Source organism: Burkholderia sola, from assembly GCF_905400185.1.
Taxonomy (GTDB): domain Bacteria; phylum Pseudomonadota; class Gammaproteobacteria; order Burkholderiales; family Burkholderiaceae; genus Burkholderia; species Burkholderia sola.
In genome coordinates this window covers 632,509-654,507 of sequence record NZ_FR989675.1, presented here as the reverse complement: position 1 = coordinate 654,507, position 21,999 = coordinate 632,509, and the positions used below count along the sequence as shown (strand labels likewise).

General features: G+C 67.7%; 19 protein-coding genes. 3 read left to right on the top strand and 16 right to left on the bottom strand.

Going from position 1 to position 21,999, the window contains the following annotated elements:
• Positions 1–158: 158 nt before the first annotated feature.
• Together KR541_RS03015 and KR541_RS03010 are read right to left on the bottom strand one after the other, a co-directional pair.
• Positions 159–1,445: a Glu/Leu/Phe/Val family dehydrogenase gene (locus tag KR541_RS03015; protein WP_050013816.1), complete on the bottom strand. Its 1,287-nt coding sequence runs from the start codon at positions 1,443–1,445 to the stop codon at positions 159–161.
• Positions 1,446–1,721: 276 nt separating this feature from the next.
• Positions 1,722–2,687 (bottom strand): LysR substrate-binding domain-containing protein, encoded by a 966-nt coding sequence (locus KR541_RS03010; RefSeq protein WP_050013817.1) that lies wholly within the window; start codon positions 2,685–2,687, stop codon positions 1,722–1,724.
• 255 nt (positions 2,688–2,942) lie between these two features.
• On the opposite strand from KR541_RS03010, the gene purB reads away from it, so the two are divergent.
• Positions 2,943–4,331 carry an adenylosuccinate lyase gene (gene purB, locus KR541_RS03005; protein ID WP_050013818.1) on the top strand — a complete coding sequence of 463 codons (1,389 nt, stop codon included), beginning with the start codon at positions 2,943–2,945 and terminating at the stop codon, positions 4,329–4,331.
• A gap of 77 nt (positions 4,332–4,408) precedes the next feature.
• On the opposite strand, the gene KR541_RS03000 is transcribed toward purB, so the two are convergent.
• Positions 4,409–5,830: an NAD(P)/FAD-dependent oxidoreductase gene (locus KR541_RS03000; RefSeq protein ID WP_050013819.1), complete on the bottom strand. Its 1,422-nt coding sequence runs from the start codon at positions 5,828–5,830 to the stop codon at positions 4,409–4,411.
• 283 nt (positions 5,831–6,113) lie between these two features.
• On the opposite strand from KR541_RS03000, the gene KR541_RS02995 reads away from it, so the two are divergent.
• The gene (locus KR541_RS02995; protein WP_050013820.1) at positions 6,114–6,761 is read left to right on the top strand and encodes a TetR/AcrR family transcriptional regulator; all 648 of its coding nucleotides are present in this window, start codon (positions 6,114–6,116) and stop codon (positions 6,759–6,761) included.
• Positions 6,762–6,832: 71 nt separating this feature from the next.
• Here KR541_RS02995 and KR541_RS02990 read toward each other — a convergent pair whose 3' ends face one another.
• The 4 genes from KR541_RS02990 to edd form a co-directional block, all read right to left on the bottom strand.
• Positions 6,833–7,336, bottom strand: a complete 504-nt coding sequence (locus KR541_RS02990) for a gluconokinase (protein ID WP_216089343.1) — start codon at positions 7,334–7,336, stop codon at positions 6,833–6,835.
• Positions 7,337–7,349: 13 nt separating this feature from the next.
• A complete protein-coding gene (locus KR541_RS02985) occupies positions 7,350–8,711 on the bottom strand; it encodes a GntP family permease (protein ID WP_050013822.1) in 1,362 nt (453 codons plus the stop codon).
• Positions 8,712–8,928: 217 nt separating this feature from the next.
• Complete coding sequence (gene eda, locus KR541_RS02980; RefSeq protein WP_006483410.1) at positions 8,929–9,555, bottom strand: bifunctional 4-hydroxy-2-oxoglutarate aldolase/2-dehydro-3-deoxy-phosphogluconate aldolase; 627 nt, start codon at positions 9,553–9,555, stop codon at positions 8,929–8,931.
• A gap of 19 nt (positions 9,556–9,574) precedes the next feature.
• Positions 9,575–11,431, bottom strand: coding sequence for a phosphogluconate dehydratase (gene edd / locus KR541_RS02975; protein ID WP_050013823.1), 1,857 nt, complete (start codon positions 11,429–11,431; stop codon positions 9,575–9,577).
• Between the two features lie 294 nt (positions 11,432–11,725).
• Here edd and KR541_RS02970 point away from each other — a divergent pair, with 294 nt between their 5' ends.
• Positions 11,726–12,574: a MurR/RpiR family transcriptional regulator gene (locus KR541_RS02970; protein WP_050013824.1), complete on the top strand. Its 849-nt coding sequence runs from the start codon at positions 11,726–11,728 to the stop codon at positions 12,572–12,574.
• Positions 12,575–12,667: 93 nt separating this feature from the next.
• Here the strand turns inward: KR541_RS02970 and KR541_RS02965 are convergent, their stop codons facing one another.
• The 9 genes from KR541_RS02965 to KR541_RS02925 form a co-directional block, all read right to left on the bottom strand.
• Positions 12,668–13,090: a CopD family protein gene (locus KR541_RS02965; protein ID WP_089488167.1), complete on the bottom strand. Its 423-nt coding sequence runs from the start codon at positions 13,088–13,090 to the stop codon at positions 12,668–12,670.
• A gap of 23 nt (positions 13,091–13,113) precedes the next feature.
• On the bottom strand, positions 13,114–14,385 hold the full coding sequence (locus tag KR541_RS02960) for a glutamate-5-semialdehyde dehydrogenase (RefSeq protein ID WP_050013826.1): 1,272 nt from the start codon (positions 14,383–14,385) through the stop codon (positions 13,114–13,116).
• Positions 14,386–14,568: 183 nt separating this feature from the next.
• Positions 14,569–15,663: a DNA polymerase III subunit delta gene (gene holA, locus KR541_RS02955; protein WP_050013827.1), complete on the bottom strand. Its 1,095-nt coding sequence runs from the start codon at positions 15,661–15,663 to the stop codon at positions 14,569–14,571.
• 18 nt (positions 15,664–15,681) lie between these two features.
• Positions 15,682–16,233 carry an LPS-assembly lipoprotein LptE gene (locus KR541_RS02950; RefSeq protein ID WP_050013828.1) on the bottom strand — a complete coding sequence of 184 codons (552 nt, stop codon included), beginning with the start codon at positions 16,231–16,233 and terminating at the stop codon, positions 15,682–15,684.
• A 38-nt stretch (positions 16,234–16,271) separates the two neighbouring features.
• Entirely contained in the window at positions 16,272–18,866 is a 2,595-nt protein-coding gene (gene leuS, locus KR541_RS02945; protein ID WP_050013829.1) for a leucine--tRNA ligase, read from the bottom strand.
• A gap of 254 nt (positions 18,867–19,120) precedes the next feature.
• Positions 19,121–19,579, bottom strand: a complete 459-nt coding sequence (locus KR541_RS02940; RefSeq protein ID WP_050013830.1) for an ExbD/TolR family protein — start codon at positions 19,577–19,579, stop codon at positions 19,121–19,123.
• 24 nt (positions 19,580–19,603) lie between these two features.
• A complete protein-coding gene (locus tag KR541_RS02935) occupies positions 19,604–20,272 on the bottom strand; it encodes a MotA/TolQ/ExbB proton channel family protein (protein WP_050013831.1) in 669 nt (222 codons plus the stop codon).
• 17 nt (positions 20,273–20,289) lie between these two features.
• Positions 20,290–21,087: a 4-hydroxy-tetrahydrodipicolinate reductase gene (gene dapB / locus KR541_RS02930; protein ID WP_050013832.1), complete on the bottom strand. Its 798-nt coding sequence runs from the start codon at positions 21,085–21,087 to the stop codon at positions 20,290–20,292.
• A gap of 65 nt (positions 21,088–21,152) precedes the next feature.
• Positions 21,153–21,950: an outer membrane protein assembly factor BamE gene (locus KR541_RS02925; protein WP_050013833.1), complete on the bottom strand. Its 798-nt coding sequence runs from the start codon at positions 21,948–21,950 to the stop codon at positions 21,153–21,155.
• Positions 21,951–21,999: the final 49 nt, after the last annotated feature.

Here is a 21,999-nt window from a genome sequence, read left to right as displayed (position 1 = left end):
TGTGCGAAGCCGTCCTCCCGGCTCCGGGCGCGCCAGATGCGCGCGCGGGCGGTGCCGGATTCGGCACCGCCCGCGAGGGTTCACATCCGCAATCGGGTGGATTGCGTCATGAATCTTTCATGGTCGATGATCAGGGACGCCCGGTTAGGGACGCCCGGTCAGGGGTAGAGGCCGCGCATTTCGCGCGCCATCAGGATGCGCTTGCACGCGACGATGAACGCCGCCGTACGCACCGTCACCTTGTGCTCTTCCGCGACCGCCCACACGCCGGCGAACGCTTCGCGCATCACGCGCTCGAGACGATGGTTGATCTCGTCTTCCGTCCAGAAGAAGCTCGAGAAATCCTGCACCCACTCGAAGTACGATACGGTCACGCCACCGGCGTTCGCGATCACGTCGGGGATCACGAGCACGCCGTTCGCGCTCAGGATGTCGTCCGCCGCGGTCGTCGTCGGGCCGTTCGCGCCTTCGACGATGATCTTCGTGCGGATCTTCGCCGCGTTCTTCTCGGTGATCTGGTTTTCCAGCGCCGCCGGGATCAGGATGTCGGTCTCGACCGTCCAGAACTCGTCGTTCGGCATCGGCTCGGCGCCTTCGAAGCCCGCGACGCCGCCCGTGCGTGCGACGTGGTCGAGCAGCTTGTTCGAATCGAGGCCGGCCGGCTGGTAGATCGTGCCCGTGTGATCCTGCACCGCGATCACCTTCGAGCCCGCTTCCTGGAACAGCTTCGCCGCGATGCCGCCGACGTTGCCGAAGCCCTGCACCGCGATGCGCGCGCCTTCGATCTCGAGGCCCTTCTTCTTCGCCGCTTCGCAGCCGACGACGAACACGCCGCGGCCCGTCGCTTCCTTGCGGCCGAGCGAACCGCCGAGCGCGATCGGCTTGCCGGTCACGACGCCGGTCGACGTCTGGCCCTGGTTCATCGAGTACGTGTCCATCATCCACGCCATCACCTGTTCGTTGGTGTTGACGTCCGGCGCCGGAATGTCGGTGTTCGGCCCGATGATGATGCCGATTTCGCTGGTGTAGCGGCGCGTCACGCGCTCGAGCTCGCCACGCGACAGCTTGCGCGGGTCGACGCGGATGCCGCCCTTCGCACCGCCGTACGGCACGTTCACGGCCGCGTTCTTCACCGACATCCATGCGGACAGCGCCATCACTTCCGACAGCGTCACGTCCTGGTGGTAGCGCACGCCGCCCTTGCCCGGGCCGCGCGACACGTTGTGCTGCACGCGATAGCCTTCGAAGTGCGCGACGGTGCCGTTGTCGAGCTCGATCGGGCAGTCGACGATCAGGATGCGCTTCGGACGCTTCAGCGTTTCGAGCCAGCGCGACAGCGAACCGAGGTACGGCGCGACGCGATCGACCTGCTGAAGGTAGTTGCCCCACGGGCCGAGATCGTCGGCGTGCAGGTAGGACGGGATGGACTGCTGTTGCGAAGACATGGAAGCTCCAACGTTCAACGGATTGCGCACATTGTCGAAAAAGCCGTTTTTTTTATCCAATGCCGTTTGTTTATTCGATTATGCGTTTCTTGCATGATCGCGATTTTTTGCAAATCCGCGGTCGATTCGCGCAAGAACGCCCGCGATCGGCCGTGCATCGCGTTCGTGGAAAAACGGATTGGACAGGCGCGAGCCGGCCGCGGGACAGCCGTCCGACAGGCGGTGCAAGGCCGCCGTCAGCCGACCGGGCCAATCGGCCGGATTAACCGCCGGCGGTTAACCGGCAGTATCGCCGGTGGTCTCGCGCAGTTCGTCGCGCACGACGTCCCACAGCGCGCGCACGAGCTTCTGCCGCGGATCGTCGCCCTGCAGCGCGAGCTTGTCGCAGTACAGCCGGATCTCCATCGTCAGCGTGAACGGATGCGCGCCGCCGCGCGCCGACCGGTCGAGGCGGATCAGCCGGCCGCCCGCGACCGCATCGTCGACCGCGCTGTGCGGCAGGAACGCGACGCCGTGGCCCGCGAGCGCCATCGCCTTCAGCCCTTCGGCCATGTCGGTTTCGTACACGCGATCGAGGAACAGCCGCGTCGGCGCGTTCGCGATGATGACTTCGGTCATCCGGCCGAGATACGCGTTCGGCGTATACGACAGGTACGGCACGCGCGCGTCGGCCGTGCCCGGCAGCGTATGGCGCGGCCGGCCCGCGCGGCCGGGCGCGGAGAACGGGCTGATCGGCTCGCTGCCGAGGACGAGCATGTCGTAGCGCGCCGGGTCGAGCGCGACCGGGTGGCTCGGGTGGTGGTAGCCCATCACGAGGTCGCAGCCGCCTTCGACGAGCGACAGCACCGCGTCGTGCACGTTCAGCGCGCGCAGCCGCGTGTGGACCTGGCCCATCTTCGCCTCGATCCGCTCGAGCCAGCGCGGGAAATACGTGAGCGACAGCGTGTGCGGCACCGCGAATTCGATCGTCGGCACCGGCGCGCCGACGTGGCCGCGCAGCAGCGTGCGCGCCTCGTGCGCCTGCGACAGCATCGTCAGCGCCTGCTCGTAGAAGATCTGCCCGGCCTGCGTGAGCCGCGTCGGATAGACCGAACGATCGATCAGCTCGGTCGCGAGCCATGCCTCGAGCGCCTGGATGCGCCGCGAGAACGCCGGCTGCGACACGTGCCGCAGCTCGGCGGACCGGCTAAAGCTGCGCGTCTCCGCGAGCGAGACGAAGTCTTCGAGCCATTTCAGTTCCATGCAGGCGGGCGCGGCGGGCGGCGGTCGGGAAGAAGCCTGCATTCTACCGGCGGGCGGGCCCGGCCGGCGGCTTGGCGGACAGCCCGGCGAGCCCGCGGGGGCGCCTGCCGACACGCCATTCGCGTGCCGCCCGGGCATCGCTCGCCGGCGGCGCGCGCGGCCGGACCGGTTCGGCCGGAATCGACGCGCGCCGATGGTAAAATGCCGGATTCTCCTCCCCTCGTTCGCCCCGGCCCCAAAAGGCCCTGCCCGATCATGTCCGACACTCGTCCCGATACGCTTTTCGCCCTCACCGCGCTCTCGCCCATCGACGGCCGCTACGCCAGCAAGACCGAAGCGCTGCGCGACTGGCTCTCCGAAGCCGCCTTCATGCGCCACCGCGTCACCGTCGAGGTGCACTGGCTGATCGCGCTGTCGCGCGCCGGCTTCGCGGAAGTCCCGCGCTTCTCGGAAGCCTCCGAGCAGTTCCTGCTGCAGCTCGCCGAGCGCTTCACCGCGCACGACGCCGCACGCATCAAGGAAATCGAGCGCGTGACGAACCACGACGTGAAGGCCGTCGAATACTGGCTGAAGGAATCGGTGAAGGGCCAGGCCGAACTCGAGAAGGCGAGCGAATTCATTCACTTCGCGTGCACCTCCGAGGACATCAACAACACGTCGCACGGGATGATGCTCGCCGGCGCGCGCGAACACGTGATCCTGCCGGCGCTGCGCACGGTCTACCAGCGCCTCGTCGCGCTCGCGCACGCGCACGCGGAACAGCCGATGCTGTCGCGCACGCACGGCCAGCCGGCCAGCCCGACGACGCTCGGCAAGGAACTCGCGAACGTCGCCGCGCGCCTCGCCCGCGCGATCGCGCGCATCGAGAAGGTCGAGATCCTCGGCAAGATGAACGGCGCGGTCGGCAACTTCAACGCGCACCTGTCCGCGTATCCGGAATTCGACTGGGAAGCGTTCTCGCGCGACGTGATCGAAAACCGCCTGAAGCTCACGTTCAACCCGTACACGATCCAGATCGAGCCGCACGACTACATGGCCGAACTGTTCGACGCCGTGGCGCGCGCGAACACGATCCTGCTCGACCTCGACCGCGACGTGTGGGGCTACATCTCGGTCGGCTACTTCAAGCAGAAGACGAAGGCCGGCGAGATTGGCTCGTCGACGATGCCGCACAAGGTCAACCCGATCGACTTCGAGAACTCGGAAGGCAACCTCGGCCTCGCGAACGCGACGCTGCGCCACCTCGCCGACAAGCTGCCGGTGTCGCGCTGGCAGCGCGACCTGACCGACTCGACGGTGCTGCGCAACATGGGCGTCGCGCTCGGCTACTCGCTGCTCGCGTACGATTCGCTGATCCGCGGCCTCGACAAGCTCGAAGTGAACCCGCAGCGCCTGAACGAAGATCTCGACAACTGCTGGGAAGTGCTCGCGGAGCCGGTGCAGACGGTGATGCGCCGCTACGGCATCGAGAACCCGTACGAGCAGTTGAAGGAACTGACGCGCGGCAAGGGCATCACGCGCGAAGCGCTGCAGGAATTCGTCGGCACGCTGGCGATCCCGCAGGACGCGAAGGATCGCCTGCTCGCGATGACGCCCGCGTCGTACATCGGCAAGGCCGTCGAACTCGCGAAGCGGATCGCGTAAGCGCCGCCGTCGCCTGACGCAAAAAAGCCCGATGCGAAGCGATTCGCATCGGGCTTTTTATTGCCTGCAGCAGCCGGTCAGAACGAGATCATCCGCCCCGGGTTCAGCGCGCTCATCACGCTCATCGCGGCCTTCGCGGCGGGAATCGCGATCGGCGACAGCTGCCGGCCGAGCGGAATCGCACGATGGTCGATGCCCGTGAGCATCGAGAAGTCGTCGTTGCGGCCGACGAAATCGTCGCAGATCGCCTTGCCGATCCGCACCGTCTGGGCGACGCCGTGCCCGCTCCAGCCCTGCACCATGTACATCGGCACGCGGCCGTCGGTCTTGCGGCTGTCGGTCGCGCCGTTCAGCGTGAAGTCGCTGACGCCGCTCCAGCAGTAGTCGAGCGCGAAGCGGCCGTCGTGCTGCGGAAACACCGTGTTCAGCCGTGTCAGCAGATACGCGTTGACGTCGGGCTGCGCCCAGCAGCTGCCGGTGCCTTGCCCGCCGAACAGCAGGCGGTTGCCGCGCACCGGCCGGTAGTAGTCGATCTGGAACTGCGTGTCGTACACCGGCATGCCGGCCGGCATCAGCGTCGCGACGTCGACGTCGAGCGGCGCCGTCACGCTCACGTACGTGAAGAACGGCACGGTGGTCGCCGCGCCGTCGTCGAGCAAACGGAACGTCGTGTTGTGCAGCGCGAGCACGACGCCGCGGCGCGCGGTAATCGTGCCGCCCGGCGTCGTCGCGACGACGCCCGCGGGCGTCTCGTCGAGTTCGAGCACCTCGGTGCCCTCGTACAGCGCACCGCCGTTCAGCCGGAAGCCGTGCACGAGGCCGCGCACCAGCGCGAGCGGATGAATCTGCCCGCCGATCGCGTCGATCGCCGCGCCGTGATACAGCCCCGAGCGCACGTATTCGTCGTGCAGCTGATGGCGGCCGACGAGCGTCACGCCCGCGTCGCCGAGATGGCGTCGCGCATCCGCGCCGTCGAGCAGCGCGCTCATGTGGCCGGGGTGAACCGCCGCCGTGACGTGGCCGCGCTTGCGATCGAGATCGAGCGCGTAACGCGCGCCGATTTCGTCGATCAGGTCCATCGACTCGGCCGACGCGAAGCGCCACAGCCGTTTCGCATCGTCGTGCGATAGGTAGTCGATCATGTCGGCGGCTTCCCAGCGCGCAAGGCCGGGCGTCAGTTGCCCGCCGTTGCGGCCCGACGCGGCCGAGCCGACGTGATGCTTGTCGACGAGGATCGTGTCGACGCCCGCTTCCGCGAGATGCAGGGCGGCCGATGCGCCGAGCAAGCCGGCGCCGATCACGAGCACGTCGCAGACGGCGTCGCGCGCCAGCGGCGCGCTGTTTTCATGGCGCGACAACGACGCCTCGTACCAGTTGGCCGGCCGTTCGCCGTCGTGGCGGGCCGGATCGCACCAGTTCCAGTTGTCTTTTTCGATATTCAGTTGCGTTTGCTCGAAACGCGATTCGCCCTGGATCAAGGGCCTGTTGTTGGACGTCATGATTGCACTTGCATGGTCTTGGGCCGCCTGTCGAAGGGCCTCGTTGCTTCGAGGCTTCGCGGGTGGGGCAGCCGGTTCCACATGGGTGTCAACGAGAAAAGGGGCGCGATGGCCCGTGTTGACGGCGGCACGCTCGTGCCGCCTGGATCCCGGACTGTGCGAAAGCACGTATTGAAAGGTGCCGGGACACCCAATTTCTACACCGCAGAAATAATTCTACAGTGTAGAATAAGCTTTCGTCAAGTTTACAGCCGGTGCCGTGCCGGCGTGCCAGCCTGCGTCGATGAAAGACAAACCCGCCCAGGGGCCGCGCGGCCTCGACAAGGACGCGCTCGTCGCGGCCGCGCTCGCGCTGCTCGAAGACGTCGGCGAAGCCGCGTTCAGCGTGCGCAAGCTCGCGCAATCGGTCGGCTGCGACCCGATGAGCGTGCTGTATCACTTCAAGTCGAAGGACGGCCTGAGCCGCGCGATCGCGAATGCGCTGTCGCGCTCGCTCGTGCCGGTCGATCCGTCACTGCCGTGGCGCGAACGGCTGCGCGACCTCGCGCGCCAGTACCGCGCGCTCGCGCTGCGCTACCCGGCCGCATTCGCGCTGCTGCAGCGGCACATGAGCACCGGCCCGGCCGACCTCGCGCACATCGAGGCCGTGCATCGCGCGCTGACCGACGCCGGCATCCCGCGCGCGGCGCTGCCGTCGGTATGCGTCGGCTGGTACGCGAGCGTGATCGGGCTGGCCGCTGCCGAAGCGGGCGGCCTCACACGGCCCGCGAACGACGTCGAGCTCGCGGAAATGCACGCGCTGTCCGACGCCGCGCATCCGCTCGTCAAGTCGGCCGCGCCGCTCTATGCGCAGCTCGATCCGGCGGCCGTCCATGACACGATGCTCGACGTGCTGCTTGACGGCATAGCCCAACGCTCGCGCACGGCCTGACCGGCGTCCGCCCCGCCAACGAAAAAAGCGCCCGAAGGCGCCTTTTCGATGACGATGGCCGCGAACCGCGCTCAGCGCTGATGCGCGAGGCCGATCTTCAGCATGACCTGATCGACGATCTGCTCGGGCGTCAGCTCGATGCTGACCTCGATCGCCTCGTCCGGGCCCGGCTCCTCGAGCGTGTCGAGCTGGCTCTTCAGCAGCGACGGATCGAAGAAATGGCCGGTGCGGCTCTTCAGGCGTTCCTGCAGCACCTCGAACGACCCCTTCAGATACACGAACCGCACGTCGGTGTCGGTGCCGCGCAGCACGTCGCGGTACGACCGCTTCAGCGACGAGCACGTGAACACGGCGGTTTCGCCCGCGTGCTGCTTTTCCTCGATGGCCGCGCGGATCGTGCGCAGCCACGGCCAGCGGTCTTCATCGGTCAGCGGAATGCCGTGGTGCATCTTTTCCTTGTTGGCCGCGCTGTGAAACGCGTCGCCATCGGTATAGCTGCACGACAGGCGTTCCGCCAGCATTTCGCCGATTCGCGACTTGCCCGCGCCCGACACGCCCATTGCGATCAGAATCATTGACTACCCCTTGTTACAGAACCACGCTCAGCAACAGCGTAAAGCTCAGACCGAGCACCGAGATGATGGTTTCAAGCAGCGACCAGGTCTTGAACGTCTGGCCGACCGTCATCCCGAAATATTCCTTGATCAGCCAGAAGCCGCCGTCGTTCACGTGCGAGAAGATCAGCGAGCCCGAGCCCGTCGCGAGCACCAGCAGCTCAGGCCGGACCGCCGCGCCCGACGCCGCCGCGATCGGTGCGACGATGCCGCAGGCCGTCGTCATCGCGACCGTCGCCGAACCCGTCGCGAGACGCATCAGCGCCGCGACGAACCACCCGAGCAGCAGCGGCGACAGATGCGCGTGCTTCGCGGTCTCGACGATCTGTTGCGAGATCCCGCTGTCGCGCAGGACGCCGCCGAAGCCGCCGCCCGCGCCGACGATCAGCGTGATGCCGGCGATCGGCGCCAGGCACTCGCCGCAGAATTTCTGGATCTGGTCGCGGTTGAAGCCCTGCTTCGCGCCGAAGGTCCAGAAGCTCACGAGCACGGCGATCAGCAGCGCGACGTCCGAGTTGCCGGCAAAACGCAGCAGGTTGTTCGGCAGCGACTTCGGCGTGAACACGAGGTCGGCCCAGCTGCCGACGAGCATCAGCACGACGGGCAGCAGGATCGTGAACAGCGTGATGCCGAAGCTCGGCAGTTCGCGCTTGCCGCCATCCGTGCGCGAATCGACGAATTGCGATGCGAGCGGGTTGTTTTCCGGCAGCTTCACGAACTTCGAGATCATCAGCGCGAACAGCGGGCCCGCGATGATCGCGGTCGGCACGCCGACGACGAGGCCGAACGCGATCGTCTTGCCGATATCGGCGCCGTATTGCTGGACGGCCAGCAGCGCGGCCGGATGCGGCGGGATCAGCCCGTGCACCACCGACAGGCCGGCCACCATCGGCAGGCCGACGACGAGCAGCGACTTGCCGGTGCGCTTCGCGACGTTGAACGCGATCGGGATCAGCAGCACGAAGCCGACTTCGAAGAACACCGGCAGGCCGACGATGATCGCGACGAACATCATCGCCCAGTGGATGTTCTTTTCACCGAACCAGTCGATCAGCGTGGTCGCGATCCGCTCGGCGCCGCCCGATTCGGCCATCATCTTGCCGAGCATCGTGCCGAGGCCGACGACGATCGCGATGTGGCCGAGCGTGCCGCCGGTACCGGTTTCGAACGACTTGACGATCTTGTCCATCGGCATGCCGACGACGAGGCCGAGGCCGAGCGAAACGATGATCAGCACCAGGAACGGGTAGATCTTGTAGCGCGCGATCATCAGGATCAGCGCGGCAATCGCGATCAGCGTGAATACGAGCAGCATGCTGCCTTGGACGGCCCCCATGTGGCACTCCTCCTAGAATTGTTCGAACCGGGCGAGTCGTTGCGAGTATGCCCGGCTATGCAGGTCTCCGAAACACGGGGGTACCCCCCCGTCAGGACGCTGAATTTTACTTATCTTTGCGATCCGCGGATAGAACCGGTTCCATCAGCAAAAACCCTCGGTAAAACAAGCACTAACGCTTGCTTTCCGAGGGCCAAACCGTCATTTGGCACAAGTCTTAACGGGGAAGCTGGCTCGCCGCTTGCGCGAGGCGCGTGACTTCGGCCCAATCCTGCGCGGCGAGCGCGGCCTTCGGCGTGAGCCACGAGCCGCCGACGCACACGACGTTCGGCAGTTTCAGGAAGTTCGGCGCGGTATCGACCGTGATGCCGCCCGTCGGGCAGAACTTCAGCGCCGGGAACGGGCCGTGGAACGCCTGCAGCATCGGCACGCCGCCCGCCTGCTGCGCGGGGAAGAACTTCACGATGTCGTAGCCGAATTCGAGTGCCTGGATGATGTCGCTCGGCGTCATCACGCCCGGCAGCAGCGGCAGGCCCGCGTCGAGCGACGCGAGGTGCAGCTCCTTCGTCAGGCCCGGCGACACGCCGAACGTCGCGCCCGCGCGCTTCGCCTGCGCGCAGTGCTCGGGCTTCGTGATCGTGCCCACGCCGACGACGATGTCGTCCGCGAGCTGGCTCGCGCGCTGGATCGCCTCGAGGCCCGCCGGCGTGCGCAGCGTGATCTCGAGCACCTTCACGCCGCCCGCGTGCAATGCGCGCGACACGTTTTCGCCCTGCTCGACCGAGTCGAATGCGAGCACCGGAATGACCGGGCCCAGCTTCACGATTTCAGCAATCGTCTTCATTGAATTGGCTCCTAGAAATTCATGCGGCGACGCTGGCGGCCGTTTCGCCGACCAGCGTCCCGAAAACCGATGCGCCCTGCTCGGCCGGCGCGGCCGCCGCGCGAAACACGCCGAACAGTTCGCGGCCGAAGCCGACTTCGTTCTCGGCCTGGTGCTGCGGCTGCGCGACCGGGCGCGCGTGCCATTCGGCGTCGTCGACCTCGATGTCGAGCACGCCGGCTTCCGCGTCGATCACGAGCATGTCGCCCGTCTTCACCTTGCCGATCGGGCCGGCCAGCAGCGCCTCCGGCGACACGTGGATCACGGCCGGCACCTTGCCCGACGCGCCCGACATGCGGCCGTCGGTGACCAGCGCGACGTGGAAGCCCTGATCCTGCAGCACGCCGAGCAGCGGCGTCAAACGGTGCAGTTCGGGCATGCCGTTCGCGCGCGCGCCCTGGAAGCGCACCACCGCGACGAAGTCGCGCTTCAGCTCGCCGCGATCGAACGCGGCCTGCACGGCTTCCTGCGAGTCGAACACGATCGCCGGCGCCTTCACCTTGCGGTGCTCGGGCGCGACCGCCGAGATCTTGATCACGCCGCGGCCGAGCCGGCCCTGCATCAGGCGCAGGCCGCCGTCCGGCTGGAACGGGTCGCGAATGCCGCGCAGCACCTTCGTGTCGTGGCTCTCGGCCGCGCCGTCGACCCACGTCAGCTTGCCGTCGATCAGCTTCGGCTCCTTCGTGTAGTGCGCAAGCCCCTTGCCGGCGACCGTCGTCACGTCCTCGTGCAGCAGCCCGCCTTCGAGCAGGTTGCGCACCAGGAACGCGACACCGCCCGCCGCGTGGAAATGGTTCACGTCGGCCTTGCCGTTCGGGTAGATCTTCGCGAGCAGCGGCACGACTGCCGACAGCTCGTCGAAATCGTTCCAGTCGATCAGGATGCCGGCCGCGCGCGCGATCGCGACGAGGTGCAGCGTGTGGTTGGTCGAGCCGCCCGTCGCGAGCAGCGCGACGATCCCGTTGACGATCGCCTTTTCGTCGATCACATGGCCGATCGGCGTGTACTGGCCGCGCTCGACGGTCAGGTCGAGCACGCGGCGCGCGGCCTCGGCCGTCAGCGCGGTGCGCAGCGGCGTGTGCGGATGAACGAATGCCGAGCCCGGCAGGTGCAGCCCCATCAGCTCCATCAGCATCTGGTTGCTGTTCGCGGTGCCGTAGAACGTGCAGGTGCCGTGGCCGTGATACGCGGCCGATTCGGCTTCGAGCAGCGCGTCGCGGCCGACCTGGCCGGTCGCGAACTGCTGGCGGATCTTCGCCTTGTCGTCGTTCGACAGGCCGCTCGTCATCGGGCCGGCCGGCACGAAGATCGTCGGCAGATGGCCGAACTGCAGCGCGCCGATCAAGAGGCCCGGCACGATCTTGTCGCAGATGCCGAGGCAGAGCGCGGCATCGAACATGTTGTGCGTGAGCGCGATCGCCGTGCCCATCGCGATCGCCTCGCGCGAGAACAGCGACAGCTCCATCCCCGGGTTGCCCTGCGTGACGCCGTCGCACATCGCCGGCACGCCGCCCGCGAACTGCGCGACCCCGCCGTTCTCGCGCGCGGCCGCCTTGATGATCTCGGGGAAATCCTTGTACGGCGCGTGCGCGGACAGCATCTCGTTGTACGAGGACACGATGCCGATGTTCGGCTCGCGAATCGCCTTGATCGAGAACTTGTCGTTACCCTCGAGGCCCGCGAAGCCGTGCGCGAGGTTCGCGCACGACAGCGCGCCGCGTGCCGGGAACTTGCCTTGCGCGCCGTCGATGCGCTGCAGATAGGCGGAACGGGTCGATTGGCTGCGGGCGATCACGCGTTCGGTGACCTTCGCCAGAGTGGGGTGCAGCGACGTCATGCTGGGCGCTCCTGTATGCCGGCCGACACCGGCGGTTGGAATCGTGGGGACGGTCGAGCTTCGTCGATCGAACGAAGCAAGTCTAGTAGAAAAACTACAAGCACGCAATGCGGATCGGTTGGCTCGCAACCCTTATTCCCGCCACCAGCAAGGCTTTAATCAGTGAAAACCCTAATTCCCCCTGCTGAACTCGCATCCGAACCGCTGCAATTGCGCTAGTATTTTCATGTAGATTTTCTACAATTGGAGTGCGATACACTCGCTCATCCGAACCCGATTTCCACGTGCCGTCCCATGCTGCCTCGCATTGAAGCGATCCGCGCCGAGTTGCGCCCGTCCGAGCGCAAGCTCGCCGACTACATCCTCGCCGCGCCGCGCGAGGTGCTCGACCTCGCGATGACCGAGCTGTCGACCCGCGCGGGCGTCAGCCAGCCGACCATCGCGCGCTTCTGCCAGGCGCTCGGCTGCAGCGGCTTCCGCGAATTCAAGATCCGGCTCGCGCAGAGCGTCGCGCCGGGCGTGTCGTCGGTGTACCGCGACGTCGAGCCCGACGAGCCGGCGCCCGGCATCATCGGCAAGGTGTTCGACCGCACGATCGGCGCGCTGATCGAGGTGCGCAACAGCCTGTCGGCGGGCAGCGTCGCCGACGCGATCGCGCTGCTGTCGAACGCGTCGCGCATCGAGTTCTACGGCGCCGGCGGCTCGGGCATCGCCGCGCAGGACATCCAGCACAAGTTCTTCCGGCTCGGCGTGCCGAGCGTCGCGTATTCGGACCCGCACACGTTCTCGATGTCGTCGGCGCTGCTCGGCCCGCACGACGTCGTCGTCGCGATCTCGAACACCGGCCGCACGCGCGACATCGTCGACGCCGCGCGCTCCGCGCTCGCATGCGGCGCGAAAGTCGTCGCGATCACGCAGAGCCATTCGCCGCTCGCGAAGCTCGCGACGGTCAGCCTCGCGTCGAACGTCGCCGAGGAAACGGACGTGTTCTCGCCGATGACGTCGCGGATGTCGCATCTCGCGATCGGCGACATCCTCGCGGTCGGCGTCGCGCTGTCGCGCGGGCCGGCGCTGATGGAGCGCGTCGGCCGCGCGAAGGAAGCGATCACGCGACGCCGGATCGACGACCCGACGAAGGACTAGTCGTCGCGGAACGCCGAGCGTAAACGAACGACGGCGCCCCGAGGGGCGCCGTTGCGCATGATTCGGCGGCGACGGACTCGCCGGCCGCGCCGCTCAGAACGGTTTGATCACGACCAGCGCGACCGCCGCGAGCATGCCGAGCACCGGCAGCTCGTTGAATACGCGATACCACCTGTCGGTGCGGCGGTTCTCGCCTCGCTCGAACACTTTCAGCAGATGCCCGCAATACGCGTGATAGACGATCAGCAGCAACACGACCGTCACCTTCGCATGGATCCAGCCCTGCCCCTGGCCGATGCCGATCACGAGCCACAGCCACAGCCCGCACGCGAGCGCCGGCACCGCGATCATCGTCATGAAACGGAACAGCTTGCGCGCCATCAGCAGCAGGCGCCGCACCGCGGCCGGATCGGTCTCCATGGCCAGGTTCACGTAGATGCGCGGCAGGTAGAACAGCCCCGCGAACCACGCGGCGATCAGAACGATATGGAACGTCTTGACCCAGAGCATTGCCATCGATTGTGCGCCTCGCGGTTGACTTACTGACGACCTTCGCCGTGCCCGAGCACGACGTACTTCAGCGACGTCAGCCCTTCCAGGCCGACGGGGCCGCGTGCGTGCAGCTTGTCGTTCGAGATGCCGATTTCCGCGCCGAGGCCGAATTCGAAACCGTCCGCGAAGCGTGTCGACGCGTTGACCATCACGCTCGCCGAATCGACTTCGCGCAGGAAGCGCATCGCGCGGTCGTGATCCTCGGTGACGATCGCATCCGTGTGATGCGAGCCGTAATGGTTGATGTGCTCGATCGCGGCGTCGAGCCCGTCGACGACCTTGATCGCAAGCACCGGCGCCAGATATTCGGTGTGCCAGTCTTCTTCGGTCGCGTCGACGAGCGGGCCGACGCCCGCATCGGCGAGCACCGCGCGCGCGGCCGCGTCGACGCGCAGTTCGACCTGCTTGTCGCGATACAGCTTGCCGAGCGGCGGCAGCAGCTTCGCGGCGATGCCGCTCGACACGAGCAGCGTCTCCATCGTGTTGCAGGTGCCGTAGCGGTGCGTCTTCGCGTTGTCGCAGACGGTCAGCGCCTTGTCGAGATCGGCGCGATCGTCGACGTACACGTGGCAGATGCCGTCGAGGTGCTTGATCATCGGCACGCGTGCCTCGTTGATCAGCCGTTCGATCAGGCTCTTGCCGCCGCGCGGCACAATCACGTCGACGAATTCGGTCATCGTGATCAGCTTGCCGACCGCCGCGCGATCGGCCGTCGCGACGACCTGCACCGCGTCCTGAGGGAGGCCTGCCGCCTCGAGCCCTTCGCCGATCAGCTTCGCGAGCGCCGCGTTCGACTCGAGCGCTTCGGAGCCGCCGCGCAGGATCGTCGCGTTGCCCGACTTCAGGCACAGCGCGGCCGCGTCGATCGTCACGTTCGGGCGCGATTCGTAGATGATGCCGATCACGCCGAGCGGCACGCGCATCTGGCCGACCTGGATCCCGCTCGGGCGGAACTTCAGGTTGCCGATCTCGCCGATCGGATCGGCCAGCGACGCAACCTGACGCAGCCCTTCGATCATCGTGTTCAACGCCTTGTCCGACAGCGTCAGGCGGTCGACGAACGCCGCATCGAGCCCCTTTTCACGGGCGCGGGCGACGTCGCGTGCATTCGCGTCCTTCAGCGCCTGCGCGTCGCGTTCGATCGCGCGGGCCACGGCGTCGAGCGCCGCGTTCTTCGCGGCCGTGCTGGCGCGCGCCATCGCGCGGGAGGCGTGCCGGGCGCGACGGCCCAGGTCGGTCATGTACTGATCGATATCCATCGTGTGACTCGAGAAGCGAGCCGCGCGGAGCGGCATGAATTCGTGGGGGAAGCGGGGACGGCTATCCGGGACGACCATCCGGGCGGGGTAACGGCCGCAAGACCGCGCCGCGCAGGGCGGCGCCCCGGTCATCGAAGCATTGTAAGCGGGTTGCGCAGCGCGCGCTGAAGGCCCGAACGGGACTTAGCGTCGCACGCGACCCGCGGTCGGCGGTCGCTCGCCGCGGGCGCCCGCGACCGTCATCGCGAGCTGGAACAGCCCGTCCCACGGGTCGGGCGGCGGTTCGTCCTGCGTGCGGCGGCCCGGCGTGACAGCCGTGAGCCCCTTGACCTGCCGGTCGAGCTTCGCGGCGAACGCGAGCGCCTTTTCGAGCACCGCTTCCGACACGCGGTTCAGCGCGGGCGCGATCAGCCGCTCGCGCGGCCCCCACACGCGGTTCTCGCGCAGCAGCGTCGCGAGCGGCTTGCCGGCCGTCGTGCCGCGCTTGATCCGCAGCAGCGTGCGCAGTTCCTCAACGACGGCCCACATCACGAGCACGATCGCCTCGCCCTCGCCCTTCAGCCCGTCGATCATCCGCGCGAGCCGCGCGGCGTCGCCGGCGAGCATCGCTTCGTTGAGCTTGAACACATCGTAGCGCGCGACGTTCAACACCGCGTCGTGCACCTGCTCGAACGACAGCGCGCCTTGCGGATACAGCAGCCCGAGCTTCTGGATTTCCTGGTGCGCGGCGAGCAGGTTGCCCTCGACGCGCTCCGCGATGAACTGCAGCGCGCGGCGCCCGTCGTCGCCGGACGCGACGCGCTGGCCCTGCATCGACAGGCGCTGGCCGATCCAGTTCGGCAGTTGCGCGCGGTCGACCGGATCGATCTTCAGCGCGACGCCGCCGTTCTGCAGCGCGGTAAACCACGCGGATTTCTGCGTGGCCGCGTCGAGGCGCGGCAACGTGACGAGCATCAGCGCATCGGGATTGGGCGTGGCCGCGAGCATCTTCAGCGCATCGGCGCCTTCCTTGCCGGGCTTGCCCGACGGAATGCGCAGCTCGATCAGCTGGCGCTCGCCGAACAGCGACATTGCCTGGGTCGCGCCGAGCAGCACGCTCCAGTCGAAGCCGCGCTCGACCGTATGCACCGAACGCTCGGTGAAGCCGGCCGCGCGCGCGGCCGCACGAATGCGGTCGCACGCTTCCTGCGCGAGCAGCGGCTCGTCGCCGTAGACGGTATAGAGCCCGGCCAACCCCTTCGCGAGGTGCGGCTCCAGCGCATCAAGTCGCAATTGCATCGCTGCGTGCGCCCGCGATCAGAGCGGCGGCGGCGGCAGCGGCGCGCGCGGCGCCACGCCCGGCACCACGTCCTCCGGCGCCGGCGTCAGCGAATGGACGATCGCGAGACGCCGCATCAACTGGTCGACCGCGTCGTTCTGCATGTCGCCGTACAGGATGTCGGCTTCCTGCGCCTTCGCGTTCGTGTACTGGTCGCTGTACGTCATCGCGCGGTTCAGCGCGATCGCGCTCGGCGGGATCAGCACGGTGCCGTCCTTGCTCGTCAGCGTGTAGTTCAGCGTGTAGAACAGCGCGTATTCCTGCGCGGAGCCGTACTTGTTGAGCGTCAGCGTGTTCTGGCCACGCGACTCCCACATGCGCAGCACGGCGTCGGCGTCGTCCGGCGACTTGACGATCTTCGTGTCGCTGCCGGCCTCGACGAGGCGCGTGAGCCGCGCCCCGACGGACGCCGGCGCACCGGCCACGAACAGGTGCTTGAACGCGTAGTCCTGCTGGCCGCGCAACTGGAAACCGCATGCCGACAGCACGACCGCGCTGCCGACGAGCATCAAAAACGATCTGCGGATCACCTTCGCTCCTTCTGGGTACGTCCGACGGCCGGCGGCCGTCAGACGACGATGTTCACGAGGCGGCCCGGCACGACGACGATCTTCTTCGCCGGCTTGCCGTCGCTGAATTTCGCGAATGCCTCGTCGGCCACCGCCGCTGCTTCGATCGCGTCGCGGCTCGCGTCCTTCGCGACCTTCAGCGCGCCGCGCACCTTGCCGTTCACCTGCAGCACGAGTTCGATCTCGGCCTGCTCGAGTGCGGCCTCGTCGACCTTCGGCCACGGTGCATCGAGCAGCGGGCCGAATTCGTCCGCGTAGCCGAGCGCCTTCCACAGCTCGAACGTGACGTGCGGCACGACCGGGTACAACACGCGCAGCAGCACGCCGTACGTCTCGCGCAGCACGGCGGGCGTCGCGCCCTTCGCGCCGTCGATCGCGTTCAGCATCTTCATCGCGGCCGACACGACCGTGTTGTACTGCAGGCGCTGGTAGTCGAAGTCGGCCTGCTTCAGCACGCTGTAGATCTCGCGGCGCAGCGCCTTGTCGGCGTCGCCGAGCGTCGCCGCGTCGAAACCGGCGCGGGCGGCAAGCGCTTCACGATTGCCGGCGCCGAAGCTCCATACGCGGCGCAGGAAGCGGCTCGCGCCTTCAACGCCCGCGCCCGACCACTCGAGCTGCTGCTCCGGCGGCGCGGCGAACATCGTGAACAGGCGCGCGGTATCGGCGCCGTACTGGTCGATCAGCAGCTGCGGATCGACGCCGTTGTTCTTCGACTTCGACATCTTCTCGATGCCGCCGAGCACGACCGGCTGACCGTCCGCATTCAGCGTCGCGCCGACCGGGCGACCCTTGTCGTCGTGCGTGACCGTCACGTCGAGCGGGTTGTACCAGGTCTTCTTGCCCGCCGCGTCCTCGCGGTAGTACGTCTCGTTCAGCACCATCCCCTGCGTGAGCAGGTTCTTCGCCGGCTCGCCGAACTTCACGAGGCCGAGATCGCGCATCACCTTGGTCCAGAAGCGCGAATACAGCAGGTGCAGGATCGCGTGCTCGATGCCGCCGATGTATTGATCCATCGGCATCCAGTAATCGGTGCGCGCGTCGACCATCGTCTCGGCGTCCGGCGCCGTGTAGCGCGAGAAGTACCACGACGAATCGACGAAGGTATCCATCGTGTCGGTTTCGCGCTTCGCGGCCGCGCCGCACTTCGGGCACGTGCAGTTCAGGAACGCTTCGGACTTCGCGAGCGGGTTGCCCGAGCCGTCCGGCACGAGGTCTTCCGGCAGCACGACGGGCAGGTCCTGCTCCGGCACCGGCACGTCGCCGCACGACGGGCAGTGGATGATCGGGATCGGCGTGCCCCAGTAGCGCTGGCGCGACACGCCCCAGTCGCGCAGGCGCCACGTGACCTGCTTGTCGCCGAAGCCGCCGGCGTTCAGGTCGGCCGCGACCGCGTCGACCGCGTCCGCGTAGCGCAGGCCGTCGTACTTGCCGCTGTTCACGCAGACCGCGGTGTCCTTGTCGCCGTACCACTCCTGCCATGCGTCGAGCGAGTACGTCTGCCCTTCGCTCGCGATCACCTGCTTGATCGGCAAATCGTATTTCTTCGCGAACGCGAAATCGCGCTCGTCGTGGCCCGGCACGCCCATCACCGCGCCTTCGCCATAGCTCATCAGCACGTAGTTGCCGATCCACACCTCGACCGGCTCGCCGGTCAGCGGGTGCTTGACCGAGAAGCCGGTCGCAACGCCCTTCTTCTCCATCGTCGCGACGTCGGCTTCGGCCACGCCGCCGCGCTTGCATTCCTCGATGAACGCGAGCAGTTCCGGCTTGTCCTGCGCGAGGCGCGTGGCGAGCGGGTGCTCGGCCGCGATCGCGCAGAACGTGACGCCCATGATCGTGTCGGCGCGCGTCGTGAACACGCGCAGCAGCTTCTGCTCGCCGTCGAGTTCGTACGGGAAACCGAAGTTCACGCCGAAGCTCTTGCCGATCCAGTTCTGCTGCATGATCTTCACGCGCTCGGGCCAGCCGAGGCCGTCGAGATCGTTCAGCAGCTCATCCGCGTACTGCGTGATGCGCAGGTAGTACATCGGGATCTCGCGCTTCTCGACGAGCGCGCCCGAGCGCCAGCCGCGGCCGTCGATCACCTGCTCGTTCGCGAGCACGGTCTGGTCGACCGGGTCCCAGTTCACGGTGCCCGTCTTCTTGTACGCGATGCCCTTCTCGAGCATCTTCAGGAACAGCCACTGGTTCCACTTGTAGTACTCGGGCTTGCACGTCGCGATTTCGCGCGACCAGTCGATCGCGAGGCCCATCGACTGCATCTGGCCCTTCATGTAGTCGATGTTGTCGTAGGTCCACTTCGCGGGCGGCACGCCGTTCGCCATCGCGGCGTTCTCGGCCGGCATCCCGAACGCATCCCAGCCCATCGGCATCAGCGTGTTGTAGCCGTTCATCCGCAGATAGCGGTACATCACGTCGTTGATCGTGTAGTTGCGCACGTGACCCATGTGCAGCTTGCCGGACGGGTACGGCAGCATCGACACGCAGTAGAACTTCGGCTTCTGCGAATCTTCCTTCGTCTTGTAGGCATCGGCTGCGCGCCAGTCGCCCTGGGCGGCGGCTTCGACGTCGGCGGGTACGTATCTCTCGTGCATGGTGTGGTTCGGGCTAGGCTTTAAGCGGCGCGACGGCTCGCGCGCAGGATTGGATCGAAAATCGTGCGTGCCCGGCGCGGGAACGGGCTGACCGGTTCCGGGCCGGGAAAAACGTCGATTATACCGCCCGGGCGGGCCCGCACGGCCGGTCTCGCGGGCTAGGGCCTGTTCACGCTAATAACGGGCTTGCGCTGGCCCCGCGAATGAATTTTTCCAAACAGCGGAACGTGCCTTTGCGCCCGCAGGGCGGCGTATCAGGGTTTCGCGCCCGCGGCGGCCGGCGCGGCGGCGCTCCCGGCCGGCGGCACGTCGGTCACGAAGCCGATCCGCGTGAGGCCCGCGGCCTGCGCGGCGCCCATCACCTGCGCGATCACGTCGTAGCGCGTCGCGCGCGACGCGCGCAGCCGCAACTCGGGCGGCGCGGCGCCCGCGGCGGCGGCCCGGAACCGCGCGGGCAGCGCGTCGAGCGCCACGGGCGCGTCGTCCCAGTAGAGCTTGCCCGCGTCGTCGATCGACAGCGTGACGGATTGCGGCGTGTCGCGCGCGACGCTCGCCGCGACCTTCGGCAGGTCGAGCCGGATCGCGTGCGTCATCAGCGGCGCGGTGATGATGAAGATGACGAGCAGCACGAGCATCACGTCGATCAGCGGCGTCATGTTGATCTCCGCCATCGGCGCGGACGTCTTGTGGTGCTCGAGCCCGCCGAATGCCATGGTCGTTCCTCCGGAGCCGGCGCGTCAGGCGCCCTGCGCGCACACGAATACGTGCAGATCGCGTGCGAAGCCGTCGAGTTCCTCGGCGAGCTGCCGGACGAGCCGGCCGAGGATGTTGTACGCGAGCACCGCGGGAATCGCGACGACCAGCCCGAACGCGGTCATGATCAGCGCCTCGCCGACCGGCCCCGCGACGTTCTCGATCTGCGCCTGCCCGCTCGCGGCGATGCTGCCGAGCGCGTGATAGATGCCCCACACGGTGCCGAGCAGCCCGACGAACGGCGCGGTGCTGCCGATCGACGCGAGCAGCACCTGGCCGAATTCGAGGCGCCGCTGCGAGCGCAGCATCGCATGACGCAACGCGCGCAGCACGCGTTCGCCGCGCTCGACGCGCGCGGCCAGCGCGGCCGGGTCGTGGTCGTCGGCCGCGTCGCGCGCGGCTTCGGCGAGCGGCACGAACACGCGCTCGCGATCGGCGCCGGCCAGCGCGGCGATGCCGGCATCGAGCGATGGCGCGCGCCAGAACGCGGCGAGCGCGCGCGACCCCTGCCGCTTCGCGCGGACCAGGAGCCAGGCTTTCATCAAGAGGAAGCACCAGCTGGCGACGGACATCGCCAGCAGCACATAGGAGACGGCGTGCGTGATCGCATCGCCGCTTTCGAGGTAGTGGACAACGCCGGTGGGAATCGCCATCGGAGTTTCCTCGCGGGTCAGCGCAGGCCGAGCACGTCCTGCATGTCGAACAGGCCGGCGTCGCGCGCCGACAGGAAGCGGACCGCACGCAACGCGCCCTGCGCGTACGACACGCGGCTCGACGACTTGTGCGTGATCTCGATGCGCTCGCCGATCCCGGCGAACAGCACGGTGTGGTCGCCGACGATGTCGCCGCCGCGCACCGCGGCAAAGCCGATCGACGACGGATCGCGTTCGCCGGTCACGCCGTGGCGGCCGTACACCGCGCAGTCGTCGAGCGAGCGGCCGAGCGCGCCGGCGACGGCCTCGCCCATCATCAGCGCGGTGCCCGACGGCGCATCGACCTTGTGGCGGTGATGCGCTTCGATGATCTCGATGTCGTAGCCGTGCGAGAAATGCTGCGCCGCGAATTCGAGCAGCTTCAGCGTGACGTTCACGCCGACGCTCATGTTCGCCGCGAACACGATGCCGATCTTGCCCGCCGCGGCCTGCAACTCGGCCTTCTGCTCGGCGGTGAAACCGGTCGTGCCGATCACGAGCTTCACGTCGTGGCGCAGCGCGGCCTCGATGTGGGCCATCGTGCCTTCCGGACGCGTGAAATCGATCAGATAGTCGGCCTGTGCGAACACGGCGTCGAGGTCGTCGGTCAGCTTGACGCCGGTGTCCTTGCCGAGGAACGCACCGGCGTCCTGGCCGAGGAACGGCGAACCGGCGCGGTCGAGCGCGCCGACGAGCTGCGCGTCGGCATCGTTGAGAACGGCTTCGATCAGCATCCGGCCCATTCGGCCCGATGCGCCGGCAATCGCAATCTTCATGGCTTTCTACACGACAGGTCTAAAGGCGGGCGGCGCATGCCGCCCCGTTTCCGCAGGCCGGCCGCTTACTGCGCCGGGGCGGTGAGCGGCTGGTTCTGCAGGTTGTCCGAGCCTTGCGGGCCGACCGGCGGCGCCGCTTCGTTCGTCGCGTTCGGCTGCGGCGGACGATGGAACTGGAACTGCGGCTGGATCGCCGGCGCGGCGCCCGGCGGCTGGCCGCCCGGCACCGGCGCGCCGCCCGAGGCCTGCGCGGCCGGCGTGAACCGGCGCGACCCCGAACCCTGCCCCGACACCTGGTTGGTCGCACGGTTCGCCGCGCGCGCCGCCTGGGCGTTCGCATCCTGGTCGACCACCGCGCCCGGCGCCGGCTCGGTAGCCGGGCTCGCGGCAGCGGCAGCCTGCGCGGCGCTCGCGGCCGCAGCGGCTTCGGACGCCTTCTTCGCCGCGGCAGCGGCCTTCGCCTTCTTGCCGCCGCGGTCGCCGTCGATGTCGGCCAGCAGGTCGAGCTCGGACGGCAGGTTGTCGGCGCCGGTCCAGCTGGCGACGCGATCGCCCGCGAAGGTCACCACGAGGTCGCGCTGCTGGACGATCGACGTCGAGCCGCGCTTGAAGTAAAAGAGGTAATCCCAGCGATCCGCGTGGAACATGTCCGCGAGCAGCGGCGTGCCGAGCAGCGCGCGGACTTGCTCGCGCGTCATGCCGACCTGCAACTGGGCGGCCTTCTCCTGCGACACGAAGTTGCCCTGCACGACGGTGATCCGATACGGCGTGATGCTCTGCGCGATGCGCTGCGTCACGCTGTCGTACGACGAACAACCCGCCAGCGCGACGACGGCGGCGGCAGCGATGATGGCACTCCGCATGCGACTCCTCTGAAAGTGCGAAAGCGATTCTGGGATCATTTCCTTCACC

Excerpts from the sequence above, each read along its gene's own strand:
- leuS (WP_050013829.1), bottom strand. The coding sequence starts at position 18,866 with ATGCACGAGAGATACGTACCCGCCGACGTCGAAGCCGCCGCCCAGGGC.
- eda (WP_006483410.1), bottom strand. The coding sequence starts at position 9,555 with ATGAAGACGATTGCTGAAATCGTGAAGCTGGGCCCGGTCATTCCGGTG.
- holA (WP_050013827.1), bottom strand. The coding sequence starts at position 15,663 with ATGCAATTGCGACTTGATGCGCTGGAGCCGCACCTCGCGAAGGGGTTG.
- KR541_RS02985 (WP_050013822.1), bottom strand. The coding sequence starts at position 8,711 with ATGGGGGCCGTCCAAGGCAGCATGCTGCTCGTATTCACGCTGATCGCG.
- KR541_RS02925 (WP_050013833.1), bottom strand. The coding sequence starts at position 21,950 with ATGCGGAGTGCCATCATCGCTGCCGCCGCCGTCGTCGCGCTGGCGGGT.
- KR541_RS03015 (WP_050013816.1), bottom strand. The coding sequence starts at position 1,445 with ATGTCTTCGCAACAGCAGTCCATCCCGTCCTACCTGCACGCCGACGAT.
- KR541_RS02960 (WP_050013826.1), bottom strand. The coding sequence starts at position 14,385 with ATGGATATCGATCAGTACATGACCGACCTGGGCCGTCGCGCCCGGCAC.
- KR541_RS02935 (WP_050013831.1), bottom strand. The coding sequence starts at position 20,272 with ATGGCGATTCCCACCGGCGTTGTCCACTACCTCGAAAGCGGCGATGCG.
- KR541_RS03010 (WP_050013817.1), bottom strand. The coding sequence starts at position 2,687 with ATGGAACTGAAATGGCTCGAAGACTTCGTCTCGCTCGCGGAGACGCGC.
- KR541_RS02940 (WP_050013830.1), bottom strand. The coding sequence starts at position 19,579 with ATGGCATTCGGCGGGCTCGAGCACCACAAGACGTCCGCGCCGATGGCG.
- KR541_RS02970 (WP_050013824.1), top strand. The coding sequence starts at position 11,726 with ATGCTGCCTCGCATTGAAGCGATCCGCGCCGAGTTGCGCCCGTCCGAG.
- KR541_RS03000 (WP_050013819.1), bottom strand. The coding sequence starts at position 5,830 with ATGACGTCCAACAACAGGCCCTTGATCCAGGGCGAATCGCGTTTCGAG.
- purB (WP_050013818.1), top strand. The coding sequence starts at position 2,943 with ATGTCCGACACTCGTCCCGATACGCTTTTCGCCCTCACCGCGCTCTCG.
- KR541_RS02995 (WP_050013820.1), top strand. The coding sequence starts at position 6,114 with ATGAAAGACAAACCCGCCCAGGGGCCGCGCGGCCTCGACAAGGACGCG.
- dapB (WP_050013832.1), bottom strand. The coding sequence starts at position 21,087 with ATGAAGATTGCGATTGCCGGCGCATCGGGCCGAATGGGCCGGATGCTG.
- KR541_RS02990 (WP_216089343.1), bottom strand. The coding sequence starts at position 7,336 with ATGATTCTGATCGCAATGGGCGTGTCGGGCGCGGGCAAGTCGCGAATC.
- edd (WP_050013823.1), bottom strand. The coding sequence starts at position 11,431 with ATGACGTCGCTGCACCCCACTCTGGCGAAGGTCACCGAACGCGTGATC.
- KR541_RS02965 (WP_089488167.1), bottom strand. The coding sequence starts at position 13,090 with ATGGCAATGCTCTGGGTCAAGACGTTCCATATCGTTCTGATCGCCGCG.